Source organism: Pedococcus sp. P2_D7 (assembly GCF_056404295.1).
The window spans coordinates 1-26,738 of record NZ_JBFUEH010000001.1 but is presented as its reverse complement, the minus strand read 5'-3'; the positions used below and the strand labels follow the sequence as shown (position 1 = coordinate 26,738).

The 26,738-nt window shown below is 71.9% G+C and carries 26 protein-coding genes; 12 read left to right on the top strand and 14 right to left on the bottom strand.

Translation table 11 applies throughout. The features are described from left to right. Nucleotides 1-221: 221 nt before the first annotated feature. Genes AC1DWJ_RS00130 through AC1DWJ_RS00120 form a run of 3 tightly spaced genes read right to left on the bottom strand, consistent with a single transcriptional unit; the run spans nucleotide 222 to nucleotide 4,261 of the window. Complete coding sequence (locus AC1DWJ_RS00130) at nucleotides 222-1,472, bottom strand: saccharopine dehydrogenase family protein (protein WP_477619741.1); 1,251 nt, start codon at nucleotides 1,470-1,472, stop codon at nucleotides 222-224. After that, the gene (locus tag AC1DWJ_RS00125; RefSeq protein ID WP_477619740.1) at nucleotides 1,469-2,854 is read right to left on the bottom strand and encodes a GH1 family beta-glucosidase; all 1,386 of its coding nucleotides are present in this window, start codon (nucleotides 2,852-2,854) and stop codon (nucleotides 1,469-1,471) included. The genes AC1DWJ_RS00130 and AC1DWJ_RS00125 overlap by 4 nt, the downstream gene beginning before the upstream one ends. A 42-nt stretch (nucleotides 2,855-2,896) precedes the next feature. Continuing rightward, nucleotides 2,897-4,261, bottom strand: coding sequence for a M20/M25/M40 family metallo-hydrolase (locus AC1DWJ_RS00120; protein ID WP_477619739.1), 1,365 nt, complete (start codon nucleotides 4,259-4,261; stop codon nucleotides 2,897-2,899). Nucleotides 4,262-4,278: 17 nt separating this feature from the next. Here AC1DWJ_RS00120 and AC1DWJ_RS00115 point away from each other — a divergent pair, with 17 nt between their 5' ends. Beyond that, nucleotides 4,279-4,401: a hypothetical protein gene (locus AC1DWJ_RS00115; protein ID WP_477619738.1), complete on the top strand. Its 123-nt coding sequence runs from the start codon at nucleotides 4,279-4,281 to the stop codon at nucleotides 4,399-4,401. 54 nt (nucleotides 4,402-4,455) lie between these two features. Further along, the gene (locus tag AC1DWJ_RS00110; RefSeq protein WP_457252963.1) at nucleotides 4,456-5,037 is read left to right on the top strand and encodes a DUF3043 domain-containing protein; all 582 of its coding nucleotides are present in this window, start codon (nucleotides 4,456-4,458) and stop codon (nucleotides 5,035-5,037) included. A 63-nt stretch (nucleotides 5,038-5,100) separates the two neighbouring features. On the opposite strand, the gene AC1DWJ_RS00105 is transcribed toward AC1DWJ_RS00110, so the two are convergent. Next, nucleotides 5,101-5,316 carry a hypothetical protein gene (locus AC1DWJ_RS00105; protein WP_457252964.1) on the bottom strand — a complete coding sequence of 72 codons (216 nt, stop codon included), beginning with the start codon at nucleotides 5,314-5,316 and terminating at the stop codon, nucleotides 5,101-5,103. Between the two features lie 23 nt (nucleotides 5,317-5,339). Between AC1DWJ_RS00105 and AC1DWJ_RS00100 the strand changes: the two genes are divergently transcribed. Then, a complete protein-coding gene (locus AC1DWJ_RS00100) occupies nucleotides 5,340-6,998 on the top strand; it encodes an ATP-binding cassette domain-containing protein (protein WP_457252965.1) in 1,659 nt (552 codons plus the stop codon). A gap of 8 nt (nucleotides 6,999-7,006) precedes the next feature. On the opposite strand, the gene AC1DWJ_RS00095 is transcribed toward AC1DWJ_RS00100, so the two are convergent. The 3 genes from AC1DWJ_RS00095 to gcvT are packed head-to-tail and all read right to left on the bottom strand — an operon-like array spanning nucleotide 7,007 to nucleotide 9,564. Further along, on the bottom strand, nucleotides 7,007-7,867 hold the full coding sequence (locus AC1DWJ_RS00095) for an LLM class flavin-dependent oxidoreductase (RefSeq protein WP_477619737.1): 861 nt from the start codon (nucleotides 7,865-7,867) through the stop codon (nucleotides 7,007-7,009). 36 nt (nucleotides 7,868-7,903) lie between these two features. After that, entirely contained in the window at nucleotides 7,904-8,407 is a 504-nt protein-coding gene (locus tag AC1DWJ_RS00090) for an OsmC family protein (RefSeq protein ID WP_477619736.1), read from the bottom strand. Nucleotides 8,408-8,457: 50 nt separating this feature from the next. Further along, the gene (gene gcvT / locus AC1DWJ_RS00085) at nucleotides 8,458-9,564 is read right to left on the bottom strand and encodes a glycine cleavage system aminomethyltransferase GcvT (protein WP_477619735.1); all 1,107 of its coding nucleotides are present in this window, start codon (nucleotides 9,562-9,564) and stop codon (nucleotides 8,458-8,460) included. Between the two features lie 94 nt (nucleotides 9,565-9,658). Between gcvT and AC1DWJ_RS00080 the strand changes: the two genes are divergently transcribed. Beyond that, nucleotides 9,659-11,161 (top strand): leucyl aminopeptidase, encoded by a 1,503-nt coding sequence (locus AC1DWJ_RS00080; protein ID WP_457252970.1) that lies wholly within the window; start codon nucleotides 9,659-9,661, stop codon nucleotides 11,159-11,161. A gap of 161 nt (nucleotides 11,162-11,322) precedes the next feature. On the opposite strand, the gene AC1DWJ_RS00075 is transcribed toward AC1DWJ_RS00080, so the two are convergent. Both AC1DWJ_RS00075 and AC1DWJ_RS00070 read right to left on the bottom strand, forming a co-directional pair. Beyond that, nucleotides 11,323-11,544 carry a DUF5302 domain-containing protein gene (locus tag AC1DWJ_RS00075; protein ID WP_457252971.1) on the bottom strand — a complete coding sequence of 74 codons (222 nt, stop codon included), beginning with the start codon at nucleotides 11,542-11,544 and terminating at the stop codon, nucleotides 11,323-11,325. Between the two features lie 120 nt (nucleotides 11,545-11,664). Next, nucleotides 11,665-12,000, bottom strand: coding sequence for a hypothetical protein (locus AC1DWJ_RS00070; RefSeq protein WP_477619734.1), 336 nt, complete (start codon nucleotides 11,998-12,000; stop codon nucleotides 11,665-11,667). 226 nt (nucleotides 12,001-12,226) lie between these two features. Between AC1DWJ_RS00070 and lpdA the strand changes: the two genes are divergently transcribed. The 3 genes from lpdA to AC1DWJ_RS00055 all read left to right on the top strand — a co-directional run bounded on the left by lpdA (nucleotide 12,227) and on the right by AC1DWJ_RS00055 (nucleotide 16,580). Next, nucleotides 12,227-13,618 (top strand): dihydrolipoyl dehydrogenase, encoded by a 1,392-nt coding sequence (gene lpdA / locus AC1DWJ_RS00065; RefSeq protein WP_457252974.1) that lies wholly within the window; start codon nucleotides 12,227-12,229, stop codon nucleotides 13,616-13,618. A gap of 104 nt (nucleotides 13,619-13,722) precedes the next feature. After that, nucleotides 13,723-15,642 (top strand): 2-oxoglutarate dehydrogenase, E2 component, dihydrolipoamide succinyltransferase, encoded by a 1,920-nt coding sequence (sucB, locus tag AC1DWJ_RS00060; RefSeq protein WP_477619733.1) that lies wholly within the window; start codon nucleotides 13,723-13,725, stop codon nucleotides 15,640-15,642. Nucleotides 15,643-15,668: 26 nt separating this feature from the next. Beyond that, a complete protein-coding gene (locus AC1DWJ_RS00055) occupies nucleotides 15,669-16,580 on the top strand; it encodes a TIGR01777 family oxidoreductase (protein WP_457252976.1) in 912 nt (303 codons plus the stop codon). On the opposite strand, the gene AC1DWJ_RS00050 is transcribed toward AC1DWJ_RS00055, so the two are convergent. Then, nucleotides 16,577-18,241 (bottom strand): serine/threonine-protein kinase, encoded by a 1,665-nt coding sequence (locus AC1DWJ_RS00050; protein ID WP_477619732.1) that lies wholly within the window; start codon nucleotides 18,239-18,241, stop codon nucleotides 16,577-16,579. The two genes, AC1DWJ_RS00055 and AC1DWJ_RS00050, sit on opposite strands and share 4 nt — an antisense overlap. Nucleotides 18,242-18,311: 70 nt before the next feature. Between AC1DWJ_RS00050 and AC1DWJ_RS00045 the strand changes: the two genes are divergently transcribed. The 5 genes from AC1DWJ_RS00045 to AC1DWJ_RS00025 all read left to right on the top strand — a co-directional run bounded on the left by AC1DWJ_RS00045 (nucleotide 18,312) and on the right by AC1DWJ_RS00025 (nucleotide 22,290). Continuing rightward, nucleotides 18,312-19,043 (top strand): Type 1 glutamine amidotransferase-like domain-containing protein, encoded by a 732-nt coding sequence (locus tag AC1DWJ_RS00045; protein WP_477619731.1) that lies wholly within the window; start codon nucleotides 18,312-18,314, stop codon nucleotides 19,041-19,043. Beyond that, complete coding sequence (lipB, locus tag AC1DWJ_RS00040) at nucleotides 19,040-19,705, top strand: lipoyl(octanoyl) transferase LipB (protein ID WP_457254150.1); 666 nt, start codon at nucleotides 19,040-19,042, stop codon at nucleotides 19,703-19,705. The genes AC1DWJ_RS00045 and lipB overlap by 4 nt, the downstream gene beginning before the upstream one ends. Beyond that, complete coding sequence (locus AC1DWJ_RS00035) at nucleotides 19,698-20,372, top strand: DUF6198 family protein (protein WP_477619730.1); 675 nt, start codon at nucleotides 19,698-19,700, stop codon at nucleotides 20,370-20,372. The genes lipB and AC1DWJ_RS00035 overlap by 8 nt, the downstream gene beginning before the upstream one ends. 126 nt (nucleotides 20,373-20,498) lie before the next feature. Then, nucleotides 20,499-21,536, top strand: a complete 1,038-nt coding sequence (lipA, locus tag AC1DWJ_RS00030; protein WP_477619729.1) for a lipoyl synthase — start codon at nucleotides 20,499-20,501, stop codon at nucleotides 21,534-21,536. Between the two features lie 19 nt (nucleotides 21,537-21,555). Next, nucleotides 21,556-22,290 (top strand): DUF4191 domain-containing protein, encoded by a 735-nt coding sequence (locus tag AC1DWJ_RS00025; RefSeq protein ID WP_457252981.1) that lies wholly within the window; start codon nucleotides 21,556-21,558, stop codon nucleotides 22,288-22,290. Nucleotides 22,291-22,299: 9 nt separating this feature from the next. On the opposite strand, the gene AC1DWJ_RS00020 is transcribed toward AC1DWJ_RS00025, so the two are convergent. From AC1DWJ_RS00020 to AC1DWJ_RS00005, 4 genes are read right to left on the bottom strand one after another with little or no spacing between them, the layout of a single operon-like run. Further along, nucleotides 22,300-23,325 (bottom strand): LacI family DNA-binding transcriptional regulator, encoded by a 1,026-nt coding sequence (locus tag AC1DWJ_RS00020; RefSeq protein ID WP_477619728.1) that lies wholly within the window; start codon nucleotides 23,323-23,325, stop codon nucleotides 22,300-22,302. 18 nt (nucleotides 23,326-23,343) lie between these two features. Continuing rightward, entirely contained in the window at nucleotides 23,344-24,729 is a 1,386-nt protein-coding gene (locus tag AC1DWJ_RS00015) for a GH1 family beta-glucosidase (RefSeq protein WP_477619727.1), read from the bottom strand. A gap of 2 nt (nucleotides 24,730-24,731) precedes the next feature. Further along, complete coding sequence (locus tag AC1DWJ_RS00010) at nucleotides 24,732-25,667, bottom strand: carbohydrate ABC transporter permease (RefSeq protein WP_477619726.1); 936 nt, start codon at nucleotides 25,665-25,667, stop codon at nucleotides 24,732-24,734. Nucleotides 25,668-25,674: 7 nt separating this feature from the next. Beyond that, entirely contained in the window at nucleotides 25,675-26,634 is a 960-nt protein-coding gene (locus tag AC1DWJ_RS00005; protein WP_477619725.1) for a carbohydrate ABC transporter permease, read from the bottom strand. Between the last annotated feature and the right edge of the window lie 104 nt (nucleotides 26,635-26,738).

The following is a 26,738-nucleotide window of genomic DNA, read 5'->3' as shown; positions in this document are numbered from 1 at the left end:
AAGGATTCGCGCCCCACGCAGGAGGGTCACCCCATGGCCACGATGTCACGCAGGCGAGCAGCCAGGATGGTCGCCGGCGACGTCATCGCACCGTATGGTGTGGCGATCCGCGGTCGCGATGCCTGCATCCCGACGTGCTCGGTCCGGCCGAGCAGCGGAGGGGGTGGCGAGTCTCGCTGTAGACCGCTGCACCCGCCGTGGGCGGGCTGACCCGACCGAGTTCAGGGGCGGTCGGGCAGCTCGTCCACGGTCATCGTGAAGTCCCGCGCGCGCAGCCGGCCGACCAGGGCGTCACCCATCGCGGTCGACGGGGTGAGCACGCCTGCGGCAGCAGGCAGCGACGGTCCGTCCAGCGCGAGGCACAGGGCCGACTCACCCAGCATGACGGCCGTGGCGGCATACCCGGGGTCGCCCTGTGCGGCCACCGTGGCGAGGTAGCGGCGGCCGGTCTCGGTGGTGGTCCGGATCTTCATCGAGAACCACCCCGACCGGCGGGCCTGCTCGCTCGGTCCCTCGCCGGGCGAGGGGGCCAGGCGGTCGACGATCGGCCGGGTGCGGGGGTTGGCCATGCCGGCGTAGGCCAGGCCCAGCAGCCCCGTGAACACGGTGGCACGACGGCGGCCCCGCACACCCTTGCCGTAGGCGCTCACCTCGCGGTAGCGGAACCGGCGACCGTAGGCGTGTTCGCGCAGTGCGTTGCTACGACGCACGATCCGGGTGTTGAAGCCGGCCATGATGAACGGCCCGACCCAGTCGCCCGTCTGGGCGTCGACGAAGACCGAGCTCGCGTCGCGCTCCTTGCCCAGGTCGGGCTCGGTGGCTCGGTCGGGGCTGAGGGCGTAGGCGTCGAAGATCACCGTGCGCAGCGACGTGTCGGCTGCCACCGCCTCGAGCTGCGCCCGTGAGGAGTCGATCGTGCCGCCGCTGAGGCCGCCCTTCGACTTGGCGTGCAGGGTCGTGTCGAGCAGGGAGCCGGCTACATCGGCGACGGCGCGCTCGTGCAGCAGGTGCACCCCGAGGTCGGACGGGATCGAGTCGTACCCACAGGCCGTCACGATGCGCGCCCCGGTCTCCTTGGCGCGGGCGTCGACGGCGTCGATCGCCCGGCGGACGAACAGCACCTCACCGGTGAGGTCGGCGTAGTGGGTGCCGGCCTCGGCACAGGCCTCGACGAGGGGCAGGCCGTAGCGCAGGTAGGGGCCGACGGTCGACGCGACAGCCGTCGTCGACTCCGCCATGGCACGCAGCGAGGCGGGGTCGGCGGAGTCGGCGACCACCAGGGGCCAGTCGCGGGCCGCGGCTGGCAGCTCCGACCGCACCTCCTCGAGCCGGCGCTCGGAGCGTCCGGCCAAGGCGACGCGGGTGCCTGCCGGCGCGTGCTCGGCGAGGTAGGCGGCGACGAGCCGGCCGACGAAGCCGGTGGCCCCGAAGAGCACGACGTCGTGGGTGCGGGTGGAGGTGGCGGGGGTCATGACGGCGTTCCATTCGCTCGGGTGTGCGCGATGAGGTCGCGGTACCAGTGGTAGGAGTCCTTGGGAGTGCGGACCTGGGTCTGGTAGTCGACGTGCACCAGCCCGAACCGCTCGGCATAGCCGGCCGCCCACTCGAAGTTGTCGGTCGCCGACCACGCGAAGTAGCCGCGCACGTCAGCGCCGTCGCGGATCTCGTCGGCCAGGGCCCGCAGGTGGGCGTCGTGGTAGGCGATCCGTCGCGGATCGGGTACCCGGCCGTCGACGGGGTCGTCGTCATGGAACGAGCAGCCGCTCTCGGTCACGTAGAGCGGCGGCAGCTTCTCGGCATACCGGTCGCGGAAGGTGCGCACGATCTGCGCCAGGCCCTCCGGGACGATCGGCCAGTCGAAGTCGGTGCGTTCATAGCCCTCGATCCGACGGGCCTCGAACGGGAGTCCCGACGGGAGCTCGGCGCCGTCGAGCTGGGAGCTGTCGGGCGCCAGGCCGGGCGCACCGATGCGCGCCGGGTTGTAGTAGTTGATGCCGAACCAGTCGAGCGGCTCGGCGATGGTGGCGAGGTCGCCGTCGCGGTAGGTCGGGAAGCCGTGCTCGGTGCCCACGACCGGGTAACGGCCGAGCAGGACCGGGTCGGCGAACATCCAGTTCCAGAGGTTGTCGTAGAACTGGGACGCCTCGACGTCCGGTGGCTCCTGCGAGGCCGGCCACACCGGCGCGTGGTTGCTCGCGATGCCGATCTCGCGGCAGCCGGCCGCGCGCAGCGCCTGCGTCGCGAGCCCGTGCCCGAGGAGCAGGTGGTGGACGACGGGCAGCGCCTCGAACCCCAGCGAGCGGCCGGGTGCGTGGTTGCCGATCGCGTAGCCGAGCATGGTGACGACGTTGGGCTCGTTGAGCGGCATCCAGCGCGCCACCCGGTCACCGAGCCGCTCGCCGACGATCCCCGCGTATGCCGCGAAGTGCTCGGTGATCTCGCGACCGGTCCATCCCCCGCGGTCCTCCAGGGACTGCGGGGTGTCCCAGTGGAAGAGCGTGGCGGTGGGCTCGATGCCGGCGTCGAGCAGCTCGTCGACCAGGCGGTCGTAGAAGTCGAGGCCGGCGGCGTTCACCTCGCCCGCCCCCGTGGGCAGGATCCGTGGCCACGAGATCGAGAACCGGTAGCTGTCGACGCCGAGGACCTTGAGCAGCTCCACGTCCTCGCGGTAGCGGTGGTAGTGGTCGCAGGCGACGGCTCCGCTGGCGTCACCCGCGATCGCTCCCGGCTTGTCGCAGAAGGTGTCCCACACCGACCGACCGCGGCCGTCCTCGTTGACGGCGCCCTCGACCTGGTAGGCCGCGGACGCCACGCCGAAGGTGAAATCCTGTGGCAGAAGCGGGAACTCGGTCACCGGACTCTCCTCGGGCTTGCGGTGGTGGGCTGGACTTCGGGGTCAGCGGGGCATGGCCCCCAGCCGCGCCAGGAGGACGGCCTCGGCCACACAGACCTTCTCGAACTCGCCGAGGTGCAGCGACTCGTTGGCGCCATGGGCCCGGGTGTCAGGGTCCTCGACACCGGTCACGAGGATCGCGGCGTCGGGGAACTTCTTCGCGAACGACGCGACGAACGGGATCGACCCGCCCACGCCGATGTCGACCGGCACGACGCCCCACGCATCGGTGAAGGCTGCCCGCGCCTGGTCGTAGACCGGGCCGTCGGCGTGGGCGTCGAACCCGGCACCCTGGTCGTCGAGGTGCACCTCGACCCTGGCGCCCCACGGGGTGTGTGCGGCGATGTGGCGCTGCACCGCGGCATATGCCTCCAGGGGGACCTCGTCGGGGGCGAGCCGGATCGAGACCTTGGCGCTCGCACTCGGCACGAGCGTGTTCGACGACTTGGCCACGGAGGGCGCGTCGATGCCGATGACGGTGACGGTCGGCTTGGCCCAGATCCGGTCGAGGAGGCTGCCCGTGCCGATGACCTCGACACCGTCGAGCAGTCCGGACTCCTCACGCAGGCGGGCCTCGTCGAACTCGAGGTCGCTCGCCTTGCCCGACTTCAGGCCGGCGACCGCGACGTCGCCGGCGTCGTCGTGGAGGCTGGCCAGGATCCGGACCAGGGGGGTCAGGGCGTCGGGGACGGCACCGCCGAACATGCCCGAGTGCACTCCGTGGTCGAGGGTCGTCACGGTCACGACGACGCGGATCAGGCCACGCAGGGTGGTCGTGAGCGCGGGCTCGCCGATGGCCCAGTTGGTCGAGTCGGCCAGCACGATCGCATCGGCGCGCAGCTTCTCGCCGTGCTTCTCCAGCAGGGTCGGCAGCGAGTCGGAGCCGATCTCCTCCTCCCCCTCGACGAAGACGGTCACGCCGACCGGAAGGGCACCCGCGTGGGCTCGAAGCGCTGCAAGGTGCGCCATGATCCCGGCCTTGTCGTCTGCGGCGCCCCGGCCGTAGAGCCGGCCGTCACGCTCGGTCGGCTCGAAAGGCGCACTGTCCCAGTCCTTCTCGTCGCCGGGCGGCTGCACGTCGTGGTGGGCGTAGAGCATCACCGTGGGCGCACCCTCTGGTCCGTCGATGTGCCCGATGACGGCCGGGCGGCCCCCTTCGCGGACGATCTCGACGTCGAGCCCCTCGGCGCGCAGGAGCGCGGCGGTCGCCTCGGCGCTCGCCTCGACGTGGGCCTGGTCGAACGCATCGAGGCTCACGCTCGGGATGCGGGTGAGGTCCTCGAGGTCCTGGCGCAGGCCCGGCATGAGGTCCGCCACGGTGTCGCGAAGGGCGGAGATCTGGTCGTCGGTCAGCACGTCGTCAGTCACGGTCGGGAGCCTAACGGGTGCGACTGCCGGCTCCTCGGGCGTGGTCCGGAGCGCTCGGTGGCGCCTTCGCCCACATCCTGCCCACGGCGACCTGGTGGGACGACCTGGCCGACGGCGCGACCTTGCCCTGGCTGCGCTGAGCCCCCGCTGGCACGGATTCAGGGGTAGCTGCTCCGACGGCATACAGTGAGCCTGTGTTTGGACGCAACAAGACCCTGAACGAGCAGCAGGCCGAGACGGTCGCGACTGCGCCCCGCGAGGGCGCCAAGAACCGGCCCACGCCCAAGCGCAAGGACCAGGAGGCCGCGAACCGGCGCCCGTTGGTCGTGACCGACCGCAAGGCGGCTCGCAGCGTCGACCGCGACAAGCGTCGCGAGGCACAGCTGAAGCAGCGCGCGGCCATGGTCACCGGCGACGACGCCCACCTGCCCGCTCGGGACAAGGGTCCAGTGCGCCGCTACATCCGCGACTACGTGGATGCCCGCTGGAACTTCGGCGAGTTCATGCTGCCGGTGATGATCGTCGTCCTGGCGCTGTCGTTCATCCGCATCCCGGCCGTGTTCGCGGCCGTGTCGATCGGCGTCTACGGCCTCCTGCTGGCCGCCGCGGTCGACGGCTTCCTCATGTGGCGCCGGCTCAAGGCCAAGCTCATCGCCAAGTTCGGCGAGGACAAGGTGGGCCGCGGGCTCGCCATGTACGCGGTGATGCGCGGCTTCCAGCTCCGCCGCTCGCGGATGCCGCGGGCGCTCATCAAGCGCGGCGACTTCCCCTCCTGACGGCCTCGGCCCGGCCCGCTACTCCGCGGCCCGCTACTCCGCGGCCCGCTACTCCGCGGCCAGCTACTCCGCGGCCCGCAGGCTCATCGGTCCGTAGACCTGGCGTCCCTCGTGGAACAGCGTGACGGCGTCCACCCCGAGGTCGGTCAGCTCGTGCCACGACTCGCCGAACCAGTTCTCGGCGTCGGACTGCGACGGGAAGGCCGTCGTCACCAGCCCTTCGCCGCTCAGCTCCGCCCCGTCGGCGTCGAGGTAGGTCCACGTCCACGCATCGCTCATCCCCCCACTCTAGGGTTCGCACCGTGATCGAGTTCGAGGGCGTGACGCTCGCGTACGCCGCGCAGCCGGTCCTGCGCGACGTCACCTTCGGGGTCCCCGAGGGTGAGCTCCTGCTCGTCGTCGGCCCGACCGGTTCGGGCAAGTCGTCCCTCCTGCGCTGCCTCGACGCCGGCCTGACCCGGGACCCCGCGAACACCTCCGCCCGCCTCACGGGGCGGGTGCTGGTCGACGGCGTCGACGTGCACAAGGCAGACCCGGCCGACCCGCGGCCACTCATCGGTGTGGTGCGCCAGGACCCGGCCAGGGCCCTGGCCGCTGGCACGGTGGAGTCCGTCATCGCGGGCGCGGTGCTCGCCCGCCACGCCGACTCCCACGCCGGTCAGCGCCAGGTGGAGGAGACCCTCGACCTGCTCGGGATCAACGACCTGCGGTCACGGCCGGTCACCGAGCTGTCGGGGGGCCAGCAGCAACGGGTGGCGATCGCAGTGGCCGTCGTCGCGGGGCCGCGGGTGCTGGTGCTCGACGAGCCCACGTCGGCACTGGACCCGGTCGCCGCCGAGGACGTGCTGGCGATCCTGCACCGCCTCGTGCACGACGTCGGCACCACCGTGGTGGTGGCCGAGCACCGGCTCGAACGGGTCGTGCACCACGCCGACGCGGTGCTGCTGGTGGAGTCGGGACGGGTCCGCGGCCCGCTCGACCCGGCGGCGGCCATGGCCGTCTCCGCTCTCCACCCGCCGGTGGTCGAGCTCGGGCTCCGCCTGGGCTGGGACCGCGTCGCACTGTCGGTCCGCGAGGCCCGACGGTCGGCTCGCACCCTCCGGACGACCCTCAACCCCGTGGCTACGACACCGGCCCCCGACACCGGCTCGCCCCACGCCACCAGCACCGGATCCGTCCCCGCACCGGTCGTCGACCTGCGGCGGCTGAGCGTCGTGCGCGACACCGTCATCGCGCTGCGCACGGTGGACCTCGGCGTCGAGCCGGGCGAGGTCGTCGCCCTGATGGGTCGCAACGGCTCAGGCAAGTCCACCCTCCTCGCCACCCTCGACGGATCGTTGTCACCCACGTCGGGTCGAGTGGTCGTCACCGAGCCCCCTGCCCTGGCCCCTCAGGACCCGGGCGACCTCCTGACCGACGCGCCCGTGTCCGTGCAGCTGGCGGCGCACGACGCCACCCACGGCCTGGCCGCCGGCACGAGCCGGGCCGTGCTCGGTCGGCTCGCGCCGGACCTCGACCTGCCCGACCCCGACCTGCCCGACCTCGACCTGCCCGACCTCGAGGATCCTCGCCAACACACGGCGGCAGACCTGTCCGAGGGGCAGCGGATGTGCGTGGCCCTGAGCCTGGTCCTGGCCCGCGGGACCGCGCTGCTCCTGCTCGACGAGCCCACCCGTGGTCTCGACTACACCGCCAAGGACCGCCTCACGACGATCCTCGCCGAGCGGGCCGCGGCGGGCTGCGCGGTGCTGGTCGCCACCCACGACGTCGAGCTCACGGCCGAGGTCGCCACCCGGGTCGTGCTCCTCGCCGAGGGCGAGGTCATCGCGGATGGGCCGGCGACGCAGGTGCTGGCCGACTCCCCCGCGTTCGCACCGCAGGTGGCCAAGGTGATGCACCCGTTGCCCTTCCTGCGGGTTGCGGACGTGCTGACCGCCGTCGAGGCGCACACCTCCGCGTGACCGCCCTCCTAGACCGGTGGGCCCGCCTCGACCCTGCGCCGGATCTCGGCCAGCCCATCGGCACCCGGCGCCACGCTCCACCAGCTCTCCACCCACCAGGTCGCGCCGATGCCCTCCCACTGTGCCGGGGTGCCCGCCGACTTCACGAACTCGCCGGTGCTGTCGCCCTCGATGACGACGTCGTAGCCGTCCCACGGACCCAGCCCCTCGCGCAGGCCACGCACGACACCCAGCGCCTCGGCGACCGACTCGAGGGTGAGGTGCGGGCTGCCTGGCTTCGCCTCGGGCACCGCGACCGTCGGCAGGACTCCCTGCCACCGGGCGGCGCGCTCCAGCGAGCGCTGCCGCTCCTGGCCCGGCAGGTAGGCTCCGACGACCCACACCGGCGGGTGGGGGCGCTGGGGAGGGGGCGCCGGCGTCGGTGGGGCGTCGCCGCGCTCGGGCCCGACCGGGTAGTAGGTGCCCTCGAACGTGAACGGCTCACCTGAGAGCAGCCCGCGGTAGACCGTCAGCGACTCGTCGAGCTTGCGGGCTCGCACGGCGCGGCCCTCGTCGGGCTCGAACCGGGTCCAGCCCGAGTGCAGGGCGCCGAGCCCGACCGACATGACGACCCGTCCGCCGCTGAGCCGGTCGACCGAGCCCACCATCGAGGCGAGGTCCCAGGGTCGGTGTCGCGAGGCCGGGGTCAGCAACGTGCCGAGTCGGATGCGGGAGGTCTGCACCGCCGCGGCAGCCAGGGTGACCCAGGCGTGCTCGCCGTAGAGGCTCTCCCAGGTGAAGATGGCGTCCCAGCCGTGCTGCTCCCCCAGGACCGCCACCTCGGCGAACTCGCGCGGATCTGCGAACGGGACCACGAAGCCGTACTTCATGCTCCGAAGGTAAGGGGGCCCACCGACAGCCGGTGGTCAGCCGGGTGCGAGCTCGATGCTCGGCCGCACCACGACCTCGGTGGTCAGCGAGTTGGCGATGTAGCACTGCTCGTGGGCCTCGTGCAGCATCCGCTCGACGGTCGCGACGTCGACCGGTCCGGCGTCCGGGCCACCGGCATGGGGCGTGACCCGGACCCGCGGACTGAGCACGATGCGGGTGATCCGTGGTGGCACCAGGTGGTCGGGCATCTCGCCCGTCGCGTCGTCCTCGTAGGAGACGACGTCGACGCCGCCTCTGGCGGCCACGGCGAGGAACGACAACAGCTGGCACGACGAGGCCGCCAGCACCAGCAGCTGCTCGGGGTTGGGCAGGTCGGGGTCACCGCGAAAGTGCGGGTCGGCACTGAGGTCGAAACCCTCGGTCGCCGGTGGCGTCCAGGCGGTGTGCGCCCGCGGGTAGGCGCGGTAGCCCACGCCGGTCGAGCCGCTCCACTCCACCCGCGCGAGGTAGGTGTGCCCGCGGAAGTCGGCACCCGGCATACCCGCTCCTCCTGTAGTGCGGCGCTCGCGTCGCGGCGCCTTCGGGGGCCTCAGGCCTCGCGGACGTCGACCTCGACGAACGGCGGCTTCACGACCGTCGCGGGGACCTCTCGTCCACGCACGTCGATGACGACCTCGTCACCCGCGGCGACCGACGGCGCCAGGAGCGCGAGGGCGATGCCGTTCTTGAGGGTCGGGCTGAACGTGCCGGAGGTGACCTCGCCGACGACCTCGTCGCCGACCTTCACCGCGCAGTGGGCGCGGGGGATGCCCCGACCCGTGGCCAGCAGGCCCCAGGCGACCCGGGCGGGGCCGGCGGCCTTCTCGGCGACGAGCGCGTCCTTGCCCCAGAACGACTCCTTCTTCCAGCCGACCGCCCAGCCGACCCGGGCCTGCACCGGCGTGATGTCGACGGACAGCTCGTTGCCGTGCAGGGCGTAGCCCATCTCGGTGCGCAGGGTGTCGCGCGCGCCCAGACCGCAGGGCAGCCCGTCGAACGGCGCGGCGGCCTCGAGGAGGGCGTCCCACAGCTGGGCCGACACCTCCCAGGCCGGCACCAATTCGTAGCCGCGCTCCCCGGTGTAGCCGGTGCGGCAGACGATGACCGGGTGGCCGTTCCAGTCGGTCTCGACGAAGGACATGTACTCGTGCCCGGTGGGCAGGCCCAGCGCCTCGAGGACCTCGTCGCTCTTCGTGCCCTGGACGGCGATGACGCCGTAGCCCTCGTGCAGGTTCTCGACCGTCAGGCCCTCGGGTGCGGCGGCGGCGAGCAGCTCGACGACCTGGGCGGTGTTGGCCGCGTTGGGGATGAGGAAGACGTCCTCGTCGCTGCGCAGGTAGGCGATCAGGTCGTCGACCACGCCACCTGACTCGGTGCAGCACAAGGTGTACTGCGCCTTGCCCTCGTGGATGCGGCCGAGGTCGTTGGCCAGGCAGGAGTTGACGAACTCGCGCGCGCCGGGACCGGAGACCCGCGCCTTGCCGAGGTGGGACACGTCGAAGATGCCGACGGACGAGCGCACCGCCGTGTGCTCACGGACCACGCCGCCACCGGGGTACTCGATGGGCATCTCCCACCCGCCGAAGTCGGCCATCTTGGCGCCGAGGGCCACGTGCCGGTCGTGCAGGGGCGAGGTCTTGAGGGGTGCGTCGCTCATGCGTCGAACGCTACCGCCCCGGGCCGCCGCCTCCACCAGCACGGCTATCCTGCGCTGTGCAGGTGCCACCGCCCCCACCCCGAAGGATGACTACGTGACCACCGTCAACGTGTCCGACCGCCCCGCCCACGACCTCAAGACGGACGCCCTCGTCCTCGCCACGGTCGAGACCGATGGCAAGGCCGCCCTGGCCGCCGGCCACGGACTGCCGCGGGGGGCCGCGACCCACGTCGCCGCCCAGCTCGCCGCACTGCAGGCGACCGGCTCCGCCGAGGAGGTCCTGACCATCGCCGGCGTGCCCGGCGTGGCCGCCGCACGCGTGGTCCTGACCGGCCTCGGCAAGGGCACGACACGCACCACCTCCTTCGAGCCCGAGGTGCTCCGCCGCGCTGCCGGCGCCGCGGTCCGCTCGCTCAAGAACGCCGCCCGCGTCGCGCTCGCCCTCCCCACCCACGGCACCGAGTCCGTGGCCGCCGTGGCCGAGGGTGCCGCCCTCGGCGCCTACCGGTATGCCGGTGTGCGCGGTCCCAGCGCGAAGGCCGGCAAGGGCGTCAGCACCGTCACGGTGGTCACCTCCGACGCGCGGCTCAAGCCGGTCAAGGCCGCCGCCACCCGCGCCGCCGTCCTCGCCGACGCGAAGGCCTACGCCCGCGACCTGGTCAACACTCCCCCGAACAAGCTCTTCCCCCAGTCGTTCGCCGACTCGGTCAAGGCGCGCAACGCCGCGGCGAGCGCGAAGGTCACCATCAAGGTGCTCGACGAGGTGGCCCTCGAGAAGGGCGGCTTCGGCGGCATCGTCGGCGTCGGCCAGGGTTCGGTGAACCCGCCGCGCATGGTCACCCTCACGTGGAACCCGCCGAAGGCCAAGGGTTCGGTGGCCCTCGTCGGCAAGGGCATCACCTTCGACTCCGGCGGCCTCAACATCAAGCCGGCCACCGGCATGCTCACGATGAAGTCCGACATGGCCGGCGCCGCTGCCGTCGCCGCGACCGTGTTCGCCGCCGCCGAGCTCGGGCTGCCGGTCAAGGTCACCGGCTACCTCTGCCTCGCCGAGAACATGCCGAGCGGCACGGCGCAGCGCCCGAGCGACGTCGTGACGATGCGCAACGGCACGACCGTCGAGATCCTCGACACCGATGCCGAGGGGCGGATGGTCCTCGGCGACGGCATCTGCCTCGCCGGTGAGGGCAAGCCCGACGCGATCGTCGACATCGCCACCCTCACGGGCGCGCAGATGGTCGCCCTGGGTGCTCGCGTCGCCGGCATCATGGCCAACGAGGACGGGTTCCGTGACCGGGTTCGCGCGGCCGCGGACGTCGCCGGTGAGGCCGCGTGGCCGATGCCGCTGCCCACCGACCTGCGCGGCCAGCTCGACTCGGGGGTCGCCGACCTCGCCCACAAGGGCGAGCGCTGGGGCGGGATGCTGACCGCCGGCCTGTTCCTGAAGGAGTTCGTCACCGAGGGCACCCCGTGGGCCCACGTCGACATCGCCGGTCCGTCGTTCAACGACGGGGCGGCCTGGGGTTACACCCCGAAGGGCGCCACCGGCTACGGCGTGGGCACCCTGCTGGCCCTCGTCGAGGACTACGCGGGCTGACCCTCCCGCACCTCTGGCCACAGGTGCGGCACCACGAGGCCGGATCGCCGGGTTCGTGCGCCCTCAGTGGCCAGAAGTGCGTGACCCAGACCTGACAGAGGGGCCCGTCCGGATCGGACGGGCCCCTCTGTCAGATATATCTCGTGGGTCTGCTGAACCGCTCAGCCACCGCTCTTGCGACGGAACATCTGCTGCGTCGCGTTCGTCGCAGCGCCCTGGGCGTGGTCGACCTTGCCGTGCTCCGAGTCGTCCGACACGTCGCGACCAGCATGCGACTGCTTGCGCTCGAGGGCTTCGCGGAACTTGCGCTTCATCTCCTCGCTGGGTCCCTGTCCCCCCGGCGTCGGTTTCCCAGACTTCGGTGCGTCACCGGACTTGGCCATGGTGCCTCCTGCTCCTCGCTGTGGACGAGCCGTTCGGCCCGCAGGTCTGTGTCTCCACCCTCGCACCCCGCACCGCCGGGCACCACCGCATCAAGCGGCGGGTCGGCACGCGGCATACCGTCAGGGCTTCTTGCGCTGGCGCGAGTTCCACTCGCGCATCCGGTTGGGGTAACCGGTCTGGAGCACGTCGTAGACGGGCACCTCGAGGCTGCGCGCGAGGTCGAACGCGTAGTCGCGCGAGCCGGCCGCGCGACGGGTCCACTCGCCGTCGTGGGCGATCAGGATGACGGTGGTCGCCGTGACGTTGGTGGGCGGCTCGACATAGGCCTCGACCCCGCGACGGCTCCTCGCGAACTCCGTCAGGTGCTTGCGCACCGCCTGCTGGTCCACCGCCATGTTCGGTCCGTCGGAGGGACCCTTGAGGGAGCGCTTGCCGCCCCGCTTCCACCACGCCATGGGCCAACGATACGGGGACCGAAGCCGTGATCCGGCACCATCGCGGCCACCGGGGTGGCGGCGGCTCGCGCGCCGGCTTCCTCCGTGCGGACCAACGGCCGACCTGCTTGCGCCTCGCTGTGCAAACAGTGACAAGATGCTCTGTGTCGATCCCGGACCGGCCATGACCTGACCGCGACCTCTGGGTGACGCGCATGTCCGATGCACACGACGCAAGGGAGCGAGCATGTCGGCTGACGCCGAGACCACCGAAGAGACCACGTATGACGTGGTGATCCTCGGAGGAGGAAGTGGCGGCTACGCATGTGCGTTCCGTGCTGCGGAGCTCGGACTCACCGTGGCCCTGGTGGAGAAGGACAAGCTCGGGGGCACCTGCCTGCACGTCGGGTGCATCCCGACCAAGGCGCTGCTGCACGCCGCCGAGGTCGCCGACACCGCCCGCGAGGGCGCGCAGTTCGGCGTGAAGACCACCTTCGAGTCCGTCGACATGTCTGGCGTCAACGCCTACAAGGACGGCGTGATCGCCCGCCTCTACAAGGGACTGCAGGGTCTGGCCAAGGCACACAAGGTCGAGCTGGTCGAGGGGGCCGGACGCCTGGTCGACCGCTCCACCGTCGAGGTCGGCGGTCGGCTGGTCCGCGGCCGCAACGTCGTCCTCGCCACGGGCTCCTACCCCAAGTCGCTGCCCGGCCTCGAGATCGGCGGCCGGGTGATGACGTCCGAACAGGCCCTGGAGCTCGACTTCGTCCCACCGCGCGTCGTGGTCCTCGGCGGCGGCGTCATCGGCGTCGAGTTCGCCTCCGTCTTCAAGTCGTTCGGCTCGGAGGTGACCATCGTCGAGGCCCTGCCGCGGCTGGTCGCGGCCGAGGACGAGGCCATCTCCAAGACCCTCGAGCGCTCGTTCCGCAAGCGCAAGATCGCGTTCAAGACCGGGGTGAAGTTCACCGGCGCGACCCAGTCGGGCGACACCGTCACGGTGAACCTCGAGGACGGCAGCACCATCGAGGCCGACCTCCTGCTCGTCGCCGTCGGCCGCGGTCCGGTCACCGAGGGTCTCGGCTACGCCGAGGTCGGTGTCACCCTCGACCGGGGCTTCGTGACCACCGACGAGCGCCTGCGCACCGGCGTCGAGGGTGTGTATGCCGTGGGAGACATCGTGCCGGGCCTCCAGCTGGCGCACCGGGGCTTCGCGCAGGGCATCTTCGTGGCCGAGGAGATCGCCGGCCTGACCCCGGCCGTGATCGACGAGACGGGCATCCCGCGGGTCACCTACTGCGACCCCGAGATCGCCTCCGTGGGCCTCACCGAGGCGCAGGCCGGCGAGAAGTACGGCGAGGTCGAGACCTACGAGTACAACCTCGGCGGCAACGGCAAGTCGCAGATCCTGCAGACCCAGGGCTTCGTCAAGCTGGTCCGCGAGAAGGACGGCCCGGTCGTCGGGGTCCACATGATCGGCGCCCGGATGGGTGAGCAGATCGGTGAGGCCCAGCTCATCTACAACTGGGAGGCGCTGCCGTCCGACGTGGCGAGCCTGATCCACGCCCACCCGACCCAGAACGAGTCCCTCGGCGAGGCCCACCTGGCCCTGGCCGGCAAGCCGCTCCACGCGCACCACTGACCCGAGCGCGCCGCACCACCGCACTGCCGCACCATCCGCACCGCAGCAGCACCCGCACCGCAGCAGCACCGCCAGCGAACACGAGTACAAGGAGAGACAGGCACATGTCTGAACGCGTGACCATGCCAGCCCTGGGTGAGTCCGTCACCGAAGGCACCGTGACGCGCTGGCTGAAGAACGTCGGCGACACCGTGGCGGTTGACGAGCCGCTCCTCGAGGTCTCGACCGACAAGGTCGACACCGAGATCCCCTCCCCCGTGGCCGGTGTGCTGCAGGAGATCCTCGCCCAGGAGGACGACACCGTCCCCGTGGGCGCCGACCTCGCCGTCATCGGCGACGGCGCCGAGGGCTCCGGCGGCGGCGACCAGCCCGCTGAGCAGGACAGCGGCCAGGACGAGCAGGCCCAGCAGGACGACGGCCAGGGCCAGCAGGACCAGCAGCAGGAGGCCCCTGCCGCGGAGGCCCCGTCGACCGACCAGGAGCCGCAGGCCGCGACGTCCGAGCCCGAGCAGGCCCAGGCCTCGGACGACCAGGGCCAGTCCGCGCCCGCCGGTTCCGACTCGGGTGCCGACTCCGGCGCGTCCGGCGGCGAGACCGTGAAGATGCCGGCCCTGGGTGAGTCCGTCACCGAGGGCACCGTCACCCGCTGGCTCAAGGCCGAGGGTGACCACGTCGACGTCGACGAGCCGCTCCTCGAGGTCTCGACCGACAAGGTCGACACCGAGATCCCGTCGCCCGTCGCCGGCACGCTGACCAAGATCCTCGTGCAGGAGGACGACACCGTCCCCGTCGGTGGCGACCTGGCCGTGATCGGTGGCTCCGGTGGGGGCTCGGCCCCTGCCGAGGAGGCTCCCGCCCAGGAAGCCCCCGCCCAGGAAGCCCCCGCCCAGGAAGCCCCCGCCCAGCAGGCACCCCCGCAGGAAGCACCTGCCGAGGAGGCCCCCGCCCAGGAGGCACCCGCCCAGCAGGAAGCGCCGGCCCAGCAGGAAGCGCCGGCCCCCCAGGCGGCACCCGCTCCGGCGGAGGCCCCGGCCCCCGCCCCCGCCGCGTCCTCGGACGAGACCGACGCCTCGGCCTACGTCACGCCGCTCGTGCGCAAGCTGGCCGCCGACAACAAGGTCGACCTCGGGTCGCTCAAGGGCACCGGTGTCGGTGGACGAATCCGCAAGCAGGACGTCCTCGACGCCGCCAAGGCAGCGCAGGAGGCCGCGGCCGCCCCGGCAGCCTCACCCGCCGCCGCGGCTCCGGCCGCTCCCGCGGCAGCGGCGTCGTCCTCCGCCGGCGGCGGCCCCTCGCCCGTCTCGCCGAAGCGTGGGACGACCGAGAAGATGTCGCGGCTGCGTCAGACCATCGCCAAGCGGATGGTCGAGTCGCTCCAGGTCTCCGCCCAGCTCACCACGGTGGTCGAGGTCGACGTCACCAAGATCGCCCGCCTGCGCGCCAAGGCCAAGTCCGAGTTCGAGCAGCGTGAGGGCACCAAGCTCAGCTTCCTGCCGTTCTTCGCGCTGGCCGCCGTCGAGGCCCTCAAGGTCCACCCGTCGGTCAACTCCAGCGTCGAGGGCACCGAGGTGACCTACCACGGCACCGAGAACCTCGGCGTCGCGGTCGACACCGAGCGCGGCCTGCTGGTGCCCGTCATCAAGGACGCCGGCGACCTCAACATCGCCGGGCTGGCCCGCAAGATCGCCGACCTCGCCGAGCGCACCCGCACCAACAAGATCGGGCCCGACGAGCTCGGCGGTGGCACGTTCACGCTGACCAACACCGGCAGCCGCGGCGCTCTCTTCGACACCCCGATCATCAACCAGCCCAACGTCGCGATCCTCGGCACCGGCGCGGTCGTCAAGCGCCCCGTCGTGGTCTCCGACGGCGACGGGGGCGAGACCATCGCGGTCCGCTCGATGGTCTACCTGGCCCTGTCGTACGACCACCGAGTCGTCGACGGAGCCGATGCGGCCCGCTTCCTCACGACGATGAAGACCCGTCTCGAGGACGGCAACTTCGACTCCGACCTCGGTCTCTGAGGAGCCGGGCCAGGCAGGAACAGCTCGTGCCACAGCGCGTTGCCATCACCGGTGCCTCCGGACTGATCGGCGGCGCGCTGTCGGCGTTCCTGCGCGACCGCGGTGACGAGGTCGTCCGGCTGGTCCGGCGGACCCCCACCGCCCCGGACGAGGTGCAGTGGGACCCGGCGGCTCGCCGGCTCGACCCGGCTGACCTCGAAGGGGTCACCGCCGTGGTCCACCTGGCCGGAGCGGGGGTCGGCGACCAGCGCTGGACGCCCTCCTACCAGCAGGAGATCCTCGCCTCCCGCGTCGACGGCACCGCGACCGTGGCGACCGCCCTGGCGACGCTCGCCGCCGGGGGCCAGTCGGTGCGGCTGGTCAGCGGCGCCGCCGTCGGCGTCTACGGCGACCGGGGCGACGAGGTGCTCACGGAGGAGTCGGCTCCGGGCACCGGGTTCCTGAGCGAGGTGGTGCGGGCCTGGGAGGCCGCGGCAGCCCCGGCTCGCGAGGCGGGGCTGTCCGTCGCACACCCGCGCACCGGCCTCGTGTTCGCCCCCGACGGTGGTGCGATGGCGCGCATGCTCCCCCTGGCCAAGCTCGGGATCAACGGCCCACTCGGCAGCGGTCGCCAGTGGTGGCCCTGGATCTCGTTGCGCGACACCGTCGCCGGGCTCGCCCACCTCGTCGACCACCCCGAGCTCGCGGGACCGGTCAACCTCGTGGGCCCGCACCCCGACCACCAGGTCGACATCGCCCGCGAGCTGGGCCGGCAGGTCCACCGCCCAGCGCTCCTGCCTGCTCCGGCCTTCGGCATCAAGCTGGTGCTGGGTGGGTTCTCTGACGAGGTGCTGACCAGCAAGCGCGCCCTCCCGACGCGGTTGCTCGAGTCGGGGTTCGTCCACCAGGACCAGACCGTCGAGTCCGCGCTGCGCTGGGTGCTCGCGCAGCCGTCCTAGCCGTCGGCCTCCGACACCTCCTCCACCTGCCAGCGCCGGCCGGACCAGACCAGCACCAACCGCATCGGGGTGCCCGGCACCGCCGCCCGGGTCCGCACCTCCCCGGTCGCCTCCACGACCTGGTATGCCGCCGTGCCCACGACCGCGTCGAGCGTCGCGACGGTCGCCTCGTGGGTGATCGTGCGGGCGCTCGTCACCTCGAAGCGCACCCCCTGCCATGACGTGCCGGAGGCACGGAGGTCGGCGAGGAGCGCGGTGTCCTGCGCCAGCGCCCCGGACCCCGGCGCGTCGAGCTGCGCCACGATGGTGGTCGACCGGCTGTTCATCGCGTCCGCACGCAGCGCAGCCAGGGCCACCATCAACGCGAGCGGGTCGTGTGCCGGTGCCGTGCGATCGGCCACCGGATCCATGGCCGCCGGACCCATGGCCGCCGGACCCGTGGCCGCCGGAGCCGGCGCGGTGGCGGCCGTCGCAGCGGGTCGCGTCGCAGCGGCTCTCGTCGCAGTCGTCCGCGCCGGTTTGCTCGTCGGGGTCGCCGCCGAGGTGACCGTGGCCTGGCTCGTCGGTGCACCCGTCCCCGTGGCGGGCGGGTCCGAGCGGTCGGGGCCGAGCCAGGCTGGCCGGCCCAGGACACCGGCGGCGACGAGCCCCCCCAAGCCCAGCACCACCACGAGCGCGGCGAGCGTGGCCAGGGCCCTCACCCGCCCCCGAAGGAGCCGCGACGCCACCTCTCGTCGCCTCCGCGCCACGGGCTCGGCGGGGGTCACCGTCGGGCGCCGTAGCCGCTGCGTGAGCAACGAGGTCTCGTCCTTCCCGACGACCAGCCGCAGCGGCTCGCAGGGCGCGGAGTCGTAGTAGGCCAGCGCCAGCTCAGCAGCAGTCGGCCGCAGGGCCGGGTCACCGAGCAACGCCTGCGTGGTCACCTCTGACCACGCCGTCGGCAAGCCGGGCGCGACCTCGGCCAGAGGAGGGCGCAGCGCCCCGGGGGCCGGGGCGCTGCCGGTGACGCACCACCAGGCCAGCGCGCCCACGGCATACACGTCTGTGGCCGTGGTGCGGACACCTTCCTCGAACACCTCAGGAGCAACGAAACCCTCTGTGCCCCATAGATATCCAGACTGATGTCCGGGCACCTCACCCGCCAGTCGCGCGACCCCGAGGTCGGTGAGGAAGGGTCGCCCGGACAGCTCGAGGACGACGTTGGCCGGAGTCACGTCGCCGTGCACCACCCCGAGCGCGTGGAGCCCGGCCAGGGTCCGCGCCACCGGGGCCAGCACCGTGACCGACTCCCCGACGCTCAGGTGGCCGCGCGCACGCACGGCACATTCGAGGGAGCCTCCGCCGAGGTGGTCGAGCACGAGCGCCACCGCAGGGGGCTCCGCGTCCAGCCCCACGGCCTCGTGGAACCCCACCAGCCCCTCGACCTCTACGCGGCCCAGCACAGCGAGCTCGCGGGCGAGAGAGTGCGCCTCCTCCGGCTGCGCCACCGGGACGAGCTTGACGGCGACCCGGCGCCCGTCGGTGAGCCGAGTGCCCGCCCAGACCGTGCCCAGGCCACCTCGCCCGATCAGCTCCCCCAGCGCGTAGCCGGGCACCGTGGGCACCGTGGGCGCGGTCGGCACGTCCGCGTCCGCGTCCGGGGCGAGGGAGTCCAGGTTCACCGCGCCAGTCTGCCCAGCAGCGACGGACCGCCCTGCGCGTTGTCCACAGGGTCCCTCCTAGAGTCGGGTCATGCCTGCAGACCAGCCCACGATCCTGGCCACCTCCGGCGGCTACCGCCGCGCCCAGCGCACGTCGTTCGAGTTCAACTCGCTCGTGCACCACGCCGTGGAGCTCTCTAGGGCGACGGGGCGCCCGCGGGTGACCCACCTGCCCACGGCCAGCGGTGACCAGCGCTGGCTCGGCGACGACATGGGCGAGGCGGCCCGGGTGGCCGGCTTCGACTTCACCAACCTCTACCTCTTCCCCATGCCCAACCTCGCCGACATCGAGGGTCATCTCCTCGAGCAGGACGTCGTGTGGGTGAACGGCGGCTCGGTCGCCAACCTGCTCGCGGTCTGGAAGGTGCACGAGCTCGAGGGCGTCTTCCGCCGGGTCTGGGAGGCCGGCGTGGTGCTCGCCGGCGTCTCGGCCGGGTCGATCTGTTGGTATGCCGGCGGCACGACCGACTCGTTCGGCCCCGAGCTGCGCGCGGTGACCAACGGCTTGGGCTTCCTGCCCTACGGCAACGGCGTGCACTACGACTCCGAGGCGCGACGACGCCCCTTGGTGCACCAGCTGGTGGCGGACGGCGCGCTCCCGACCACTCACTGCACCGACGACGGGGTGGGTCTCGTCTACCGCGGGACCGAGCTCGTCGAGGCGGTCAGCGAGCAGGACGGCAAGGGGGCGTTCATCGTCTCGCGCGAGGGCGACCAGGCCGTCGAGGAGCGGATCGAACCGCGCCGCCTCCGAACCCCCTGAGCGCTCGGCGTACGCTGGCTCCCATGCGCTTCGAACACGTGGGATTCGCCCCCGAGCTCGTCGACTACGAGGCGGCCTGGGCGCACCAGCGTGAGGTGCACGCGGCCGTGGTCGAGGGCGCGGAAGACACCGTCCTGCTGCTCGAGCACGCCGCGGTCTACACCGCCGGCAAGCGTACCGAGCCCCACCAGCGTCCCTTCGACGGCACACCCGTCATCGACGTGGACCGGGGCGGCCTCATCACGTGGCACGGGCCCGGGCAGCTCGTGGGCTACCCGATCGTCCGCCTGCACGGCGTGCCGATCGACGTGGTGGCCCACGTGCGTCGCCTCGAGGAGGTGATGATCCGCACCTGTCGCGAGTTCGACGTGGAGGTGACCCGGGTCGACGGCCGCAGCGGGGTGTGGGTGCTCGCGGACGACCGTGGTCCCGACCGCAAGCTCGGCGCCATTGGAGTGCGGGTCAGCCGTCAGGTCACCATGCACGGGTTCGCGCTCAACTGCGACGCCGACCTGTCGTGGGCCGACAACATCATCGCGTGCGGGATCGACGACGCCGGGGTCAGCTCGATCACCCGCGAGGCCGGCCGGGTGGTCACCGTCCAGGACGTGCTCCCGTATGCCGAGAAGCACCTGGGCGACGTCCTCGCCTCCGGTGCCTGACCAGCCCGCGGACGCCGGAGCCGTCGGGAGCCGGGCCGCTTCCCGGTCCCCGGCCGAGGCCGCGGACCCGGCCCCGCGCGCGTCCCTCACCCGACGCCTCGTCCAGCTCGTGGTGTCCTGTGTGGTCCTCGGTGTCGGCGTGGCCGTCCTCCTCGATGCCGCCCTGGGCTCCGATGGCTACTCCACGCTCATCTCGGGTCTCACCTCGACCTCGGGGCTGCCCTTCGTGGTCGTCAACCTCGGGGTCGGGATCCTGCTCATCGCGCTGGCCTGGAGCCGAGGCACCCGGCCGGGAGTCGGCACCATCGTGCAGACGGTCGTCGTGGGTGGCACGGTGAGCGCCGTCTCGCCGCTGCTGCCCACTCCCGACTCCCTGGGGCCGAGGTTCCTCGAGCTCGCCGTCGCGTTCGTCCTGCTGGCGTTGGGGGTGGCCGGCTACCTCGCCTCGCACACCGGGGCCGGCCCGGCCGAGGGCGCCGCGATCTCGTTCGACCCCCCGCTGCCGTTCAAGTGGAGCTACACGGTGCTGCAGGCCGTGAGCGCGCTGGGCGGCTGGGCCCTCGGCGCCGCCGTCGGCCCCGGGACCCTCATCGTGTCGCTCTTCGTGGGCCCCACTGTCGACCTGCTCACCCGGGTCCTGTTCCACAGTCGCAAGGTCTCGGCCTGAGGGCGCGGAATACCGTCGCGCCGGCAGGCGTAGTCTTGATGGACGCCCGGTGACCTCCGGGCGCACTCGCGCCCCGCGGCATACCGGCTGCCGGCGGCGCACCGAACGGAAGGCAAGGGAGTCTTCGTGACCATCGCACCCGAGGGCCGTCGACTGCTGCGCGTCGAGGCGCGCAACGCCGAGACGCCGATCGAGCGCAAGCCCGAGTGGATCCGGACGACCGCGAAGATGGGTCCGGAGTACACCAAGCTCCACTCGATGGTGAAGACCGAGGGGCTGCACACGGTGTGCCAGGAGGCCGGCTGCCCCAACATCTTCGAGTGCTGGGAGGACCGTGAGGCCACCTTCCTCATCGGCGGTGACGTCTGCACCCGCCGCTGCGACTTCTGCGACATCGCCACCGGTCGCCCCGAGGCCCTCGACCGTGACGAGCCGCGCCGGGTCGCCGAGTCGGTCGCCCAGATGGGCCTGCGCTACTCCACCGTGACCGGTGTCGCCCGCGACGACCAGCCCGACGGTGCCGCCTGGCTCTACGCCGAGACGATCCGCCAGATCCATGCCACGAACCCCCACACCGGCGTCGAGATCCTGCCGCCCGACTTCGGCGCCAAGCCCGAGCTCGTGGGCCAGGTCTTCGACGCGCGGCCCGAGGTCTTCGCGCACAACCTCGAGACCGTGCCCCGCATCTTCAAGCAGATCCGGCCGGCCTTCACCTACGACAAGTCGCTCAAGGTCCTGTCGATGGCGCGCGAGGCCGAGCTCGTCACCAAGTCCAACCTCATCCTGGGCATGGGCGAGGAGGACCACGAGGTGGAGCAGGCGATCCGCGACCTGCACGACGCCGGCTGCGACATCCTCACCATCACGCAGTACCTCCGGCCCTCCAAGCTGCATCACCCGATCGACCGGTGGGTCAAGCCCGAGGAGTTCGTGCACTGGAGCGACGTCGCCCAGGAGATGGGCTTCAAGGGCGTCATGGCCGGACCCCTGGTGCGGTCGTCCTACCGCGCCGGACGCCTGTGGGCGACCGCCATGCGCAAGTGGGGTCGCGACATCCCGGAGCACCTCCAGCACCTCGCCGAGGCCGCCGGTGACCCCGCCCGCCAGGAGGCGTCGTCCCTCCTCGCCGCACGCCAGCCGGGCGTGTTGGGCGCCCCCGCCTGACACCCGTATCCTGACCCTCATGGCCCGCAAGGAAACGCAGCAGTCAGACACGCCCAAGAAGCCGGGCCGGTTCGCCCAGATCCGTCAGGTCTTCACAGCCTCGCGCAAGGCCGACCCCACGATCCCGTGGTGGATGCTGCTGGCGTTCCTCGCCGTGATCGCCGTCGGCGTGGGCATCGGTGCCCTGCTGGGCCACTGGGTCTACGCCCTGGTCCTCTCGGTGCCGATGGGCCTGCTCGCCGCCACACTCGTGTTGTCCCGGATGGCGGAGCGGGCGGCCTACCGCTCGCTCGAGGGCCAGCCGGGAGCAGCCGGTGCGGCTCTCGGTGCCTTGCGTCGCGGCTGGTTCTACGACCAGCAGCCGGTGGCCGTCGACGGCGCCCGCGGCACCCGCCCCGAGGACGTCGCCGGGGCTGCCTTCGTCTACCGCGCGCTGGGACGTCCCGGCATCGTGCTCATCGGCGAGGGCCCTGACGCCCGCCGCACCAAGCTGCTCACCCAGGAGCGCAAGAAGGTCGAGCGGGTCGCCCCCGGCGTGCCCGTGATCTCGGTGGTCGTCGGCGACGGCGCCGACCAGGTGCCGATCCGCAAGCTGGGCAGCAAGATCACCCGCATGAAGCCGGTCCTCACCAAGGAGGAGGTGTCGGCCGTCAACAAGCGCCTCAAGTCGCTGGGTGGCCTGCGCCCGCCGATCCCGGCCGGCATGGACCCGAACAAGGCCCGCGTCGACCGCAAGGCGATGCGCGGCCGCTGAGCCGGCGCCTCAGCCGGAGGCGCGCTCGACCAGTGACGTCTCGAGGACCAGCTGCTCGGGGGCGGACACTCCCCCGGCGCTGATCTGCGCGAGCAGCATCGTCGCCATCTCGCGGCCGAGCTGCTCCATCGGCTGGTGCACCGTCGTCAGGGGTGGGTTCGCGACCGCTGCCAGCGGTCCGTCGTCGAACCCGACCAGCGCCACGTCCCCCGGCACGCTGCGACCTGCCTCGCGCAACACCCGCAGGGCGCCCAGCGCCATCAGGTCGCTCGCCGCGAACACCGCGTCGATGTCGGGACGCCGCTCCAGCAGCGCGGTCATCGCTGAGGCCCCACTGGCCTCGCTGAAGTCGCCGACCTCGACCAACGTCTCGTCGACCTCCCGACCCGCGGCGGTCAGCGCCTGGCGGTAGCCGTCGAGACGGTCGCGACCGGCGATCATGTCCTGGGGTCCGGCGATGAGCGCGACCACGCCGCGACCGCTCGACACCAGGTGCGTCACCGCGCCACGCGCGCCTCCGGTGTTGTCGACGTCGACGTAGCTCATCTCCCCGGCCTGTCCGGGGCGGCCACAGAAGACGACGGGCAGCCCGCGGCCCTGGATCCGGCTCGGGAGCGTGTCGGCGTCGTGGGCCGAGAGCATCAGCACCCCGTCGACGTGCTGGGGCGTGAGGTAGGTGTCGAGGCGGTCGACCTGTTCGCGGGTCTGCACGAGGGCGAGCACGAGCTGTCGAGACGCCTCCCCCACCACGGTGGTGATGCCGCGCACGACCCCGGCGAAGAACGGCTCCCCGAAGATCCGCTCCTCGGGCTCGCTGATCACCAGGGCGATGGCCCCGGTCCGGCGGGTCACGAGGGCACGGGCCGCCATGTTGGGCACGTAGCCGAGCTCGTCGACGGCCCGCAGCACCCTGACGCGGGTGCGCTCGGAGACCTGCGGCGACCCGTTGACCACGCGCGACACCGTGCCGCGTCCCACGCCTGCGCGGGCCGCCACCTCCTCGAGGGTCGGCTGGCCGCCGGTGCCGCTGCTCACGAGCTGTGCCTCATGGGGTCAGTATTGCGTGCGGTCACCGGCGAGGAACGCGGCATACCAGCGTCCGCTGTCCTTGACCGTCCGCTGCTGGGTCTCGAAGTCGACGTGCACGATGCCGAACCGCTTGGCATAGCCCTCGGCCCACTCGAAGTTGTCCATCAGTGACCACGCGAAGTAGCCGGTGAGCGGGACCCCGGCGGCCACGGCTCGCGACGCCGCCTCCAGGTGGGTCGCGAGGAAGTCGATCCGGCGCGGGTCGTGGATGGTGCCGTCCGGGCCCACCTCGTCGTCGAAGGCTGCGCCGTTCTCGGTCATCACCAGCGGGAGGTCGCCGTAGTCCCTGCTCACGCGAGTCAGGATGTCGTACAGGCCGTCGGCGTCCACCTCCCAGCCCATCGCGGTGGTCGGCAGGCCGCGGTCGGTGAAGTCGACGACCCCCGACCCGGGGAACGCTCCGGGCGCCACCACGTGGCGGGTGTAGTAGTTCACGCCCAGGAAGTCGAGCGGGGCACTGATCGTCTCGAGGTCGCCGTCGGCGACGAACGCGAGGTCGCTGACGTGCGCCACGTCCTCGACGACGTCCTTGGGGTAGGCGCCGCGCAGCACCGGGTCGAGGAACCACCGGTTCGACAGGCCGTCGATGCGGCGCACCGCGTCGTCCACGCCGTGCCCGTCGTGGGCACCGGCGACCGGGTACAGGTTGAGGGTGATCCCGACCTGCGCGTCAGTGACCCGTTCGCGGATCGCCTGCACCGCCAGCCCGTGCCCGAGCATGAGGTGGTGCGACGCGGCCAGCGCATCGGCACCGTCCGCCCGACCGGGCGCGTGCCTCCCGCTGCCGTAGCCGAGGAAGGCCGAGCACCACGGCTCGTTGAGCGTGATGAAGTGCTTGACCCGGTCGCCGAGGGCGTCGGCGACGTGCGCGGCATACTCCGCGAACCGGTATGCCGTGTCTCGGGCCGGCCAGCCGCCCAGGTCTTCGAGGGGTTGCGGCAGGTCCCAGTGGTAGAGCGTCGCCCAAGGCGTGATGCCGCGCTCGAGCAGGCTGTCGACGAGGCGGCCGTAGAAGTCGACTCCGGCCCGGTTGACCGGGCCCGAGCCGGTCGGCTGCACGCGTGGCCAGGCGATCGAGAAGCGGTAGGCGTCGACGCCCAGGCTCGCCATCAGGTCGGCGTCCTGTGGGTAGCGGTGGTAGTGCTCGACCGCCACGTCGCCGTTGTCGCCGTCGACCACCCGACCCGGCGTGGCCGAGAAGGTGTCCCAGATCGAGGGCCCCCGGCCGTCCTCGGCCGTGGCGCCCTCGATCTGGTAGCTCGAGGTGGCCACGCCCCAGGCGAAGTCGTCGGGGAAGTCGCTGCGCGACACGTGGAAGTCGCTGCGAGACAGGTGGTTCCGGATCGGCATGGTCATCCCTTGACTCCGCCCTGCATGATGCCGCCGATGATCTGGCGGCCGAACACGATGAACACGATGACGAGCGGCAGGGTGCCGAGCAGGGTCCCTGCCATGACCAGCGCCTGGTCGGTGTAGTAGCCGCCTGAGAGCCTGGACAGCGCGACCTGCACCGTCGGGTGCTCGGCGTCGAGCGTCAGGTAGGGCCACAGGAAGTCGTTCCAGCGCTCCATGAACGTGAGCAGCCCGAGCACCGCTGCGGCCGGCCGCAGGATCGGGAAGACCACCGAGAAGAAGATCCGGAAGGTTGACGCCCCGTCGACCCTGGCTGCCTCGATGAGCTCGTTGGGGATCGCCTGCGCGGCGTACTGCCGCATCATGAACACCCCGAACCCGCTCACGAGGAACGGCAGCAGCGCCGACGGTAGGGTGCCCGCCAGGCCCAGCTTGCCCATCAGCATGTAGAGCGGCACGAGACCCAGCTGGACTGGGACCATCATGGTGCCGATCACGAGGAGCAGCAACGCACTTCGCCCTCGGAAGCGGAGCTTCGCGAATGCGAACCCGGCCAGCGCGGAGAGCACAACGACCGAGAGGGTCGCGACACCGGCGACCAGCACCGAGTTCACCATCGCCTGCCCGAACATGACGTCCTGGTTGGCGAAGACGCGGGAGATGTTGCTCCCCAGCTGGTCGCCCGGGGTGAGCGGTGGCGGCACCGAGGTGATGTCGCTGTTGGGCCGCGAGGCCATCACGACCATGTAGTAGAGCGGCCCGGCGGAGAGCAGGACGGAGACCGCCAGGCAGAGGTAGACGAGCTTGCTCGCGGGAGTGGCGCCGGTGCTCTGGGCGGCCAGCCTGGCCAGTGACCGACGACGGCGGGAGCTGGGTGCCTCGACGACCGGGACGGCGACCTGGGGCACGGCGGCAGGGAGCTGGATCTGGGTCATCGTCGCCTCACTCCGCCGACCGGATGCGTCGCAGCAGCAGGACGTTGATGGCCGAGAAGACCGCGATGAACAGGAACAGCACCCACGCGATGGTGGCCGCGTAGCCGAACCGCTGACCGGTGAAGGCCTGCTGGATGAGGTACATCGCGGCCGTCTGGAACTGGCCCGTCGTGCCGCCGCCGATGGAGTTCGCACCTGGGTTGAACAGCAGGGGCTCGGTGAACAGCTGGGTGCCGCCGATCGTGGCGACGACCGACACGAAGATGAGCGTGGGGCGCAGCATCGGCACCGTGATCGACCAGAAGGTGCGCCAGCCGTTGGCCCCGTCGATGCGCGCCGCCTCGTAGATCTCGGTCGGCACCGACTGCAGCGCGGCCAACAGGATCAGCGCGTTGTAGCCGGTCCAGCGCCAGTCGACCATGGTCGAGATCGCGAGCCAGGACGACCAGCGGTGGTCCTGCCACGCGATCGGGTCGACGCCGACGTGGCCGAGGATCCAGTTGAACAGCCCGAAGTCCCGGCTGAACATCATCGTGAAGATGATCCCGACCGCGGCGACCGACGTGACGTTCGGGAGCAGGATCCCCATCCGCCACCAGGTCGCTCCCCGCAGCCGCGAGTTGAGCATCTGGGCCAGCACCATCGCGAGGACCAGCTGCGGGACGGTGGCGACGACGAACATCCCGAAGGTGTTGAGCATCGCGTTCCAGAAGTCCTTGTCCTGCATCAGCTCGCTGTAGTTGCCGAGGCCGAGCCAGCCCTGGTCACCCGCGAGCAGGCTCCAGTCGTGGGTCGAGACCCAGGCCGTGTAGACCAGCGGGAACAGGCCGAAGACCCCGAACAGGATGAAGAACGGCGAGACCATCGCGTAGGGCGACAGGCGGGTGTCGGCTCGCCGGAGCCGGTGCCGCCAGCCGGTCGTCGGCGGTGCTGCGCCGGCGACCTTCTCGGGCGTGGTGGTGGTCACGGCTCTCCCTCGGGTGGGTGCTGTCGTGCTGGGTGGTCGTGCTCGGGTCCTGCTGGGTGGTGGTGCTGGGGTGGTCGTGCTGGGGTCCTGCTGGTGGTGGCGGT

Bases quoted from the DNA above. Each gene is read 5' to 3' on its own strand.
- sucB (WP_477619733.1), top strand. From the start codon at position 13,723: ATGTCTGAACGCGTGACCATGCCAGCCCTGGGTGAGTCCGTCACCGAA.
- AC1DWJ_RS00070 (WP_477619734.1), bottom strand. From the start codon at position 12,000: ATGGCGTGGTGGAAGCGGGGCGGCAAGCGCTCCCTCAAGGGTCCCTCC.
- AC1DWJ_RS00105 (WP_457252964.1), bottom strand. From the start codon at position 5,316: ATGAGCGATGCGTGGACGTGGACCTACCTCGACGCCGACGGGGCGGAG.
- lpdA (WP_457252974.1), top strand. From the start codon at position 12,227: ATGTCGGCTGACGCCGAGACCACCGAAGAGACCACGTATGACGTGGTG.
- AC1DWJ_RS00010 (WP_477619726.1), bottom strand. From the start codon at position 25,667: ATGACCCAGATCCAGCTCCCTGCCGCCGTGCCCCAGGTCGCCGTCCCG.
- AC1DWJ_RS00045 (WP_477619731.1), top strand. From the start codon at position 18,312: ATGCCTGCAGACCAGCCCACGATCCTGGCCACCTCCGGCGGCTACCGC.
- AC1DWJ_RS00075 (WP_457252971.1), bottom strand. From the start codon at position 11,544: ATGGCCAAGTCCGGTGACGCACCGAAGTCTGGGAAACCGACGCCGGGG.
- AC1DWJ_RS00095 (WP_477619737.1), bottom strand. From the start codon at position 7,867: ATGAAGTACGGCTTCGTGGTCCCGTTCGCAGATCCGCGCGAGTTCGCC.
- AC1DWJ_RS00090 (WP_477619736.1), bottom strand. From the start codon at position 8,407: ATGCCGGGTGCCGACTTCCGCGGGCACACCTACCTCGCGCGGGTGGAG.
- AC1DWJ_RS00015 (WP_477619727.1), bottom strand. From the start codon at position 24,729: ATGCCGATCCGGAACCACCTGTCTCGCAGCGACTTCCACGTGTCGCGC.
- AC1DWJ_RS00130 (WP_477619741.1), bottom strand. From the start codon at position 1,472: ATGACCCCCGCCACCTCCACCCGCACCCACGACGTCGTGCTCTTCGGG.
- gcvT (WP_477619735.1), bottom strand. From the start codon at position 9,564: ATGAGCGACGCACCCCTCAAGACCTCGCCCCTGCACGACCGGCACGTG.
- AC1DWJ_RS00025 (WP_457252981.1), top strand. From the start codon at position 21,556: ATGGCCCGCAAGGAAACGCAGCAGTCAGACACGCCCAAGAAGCCGGGC.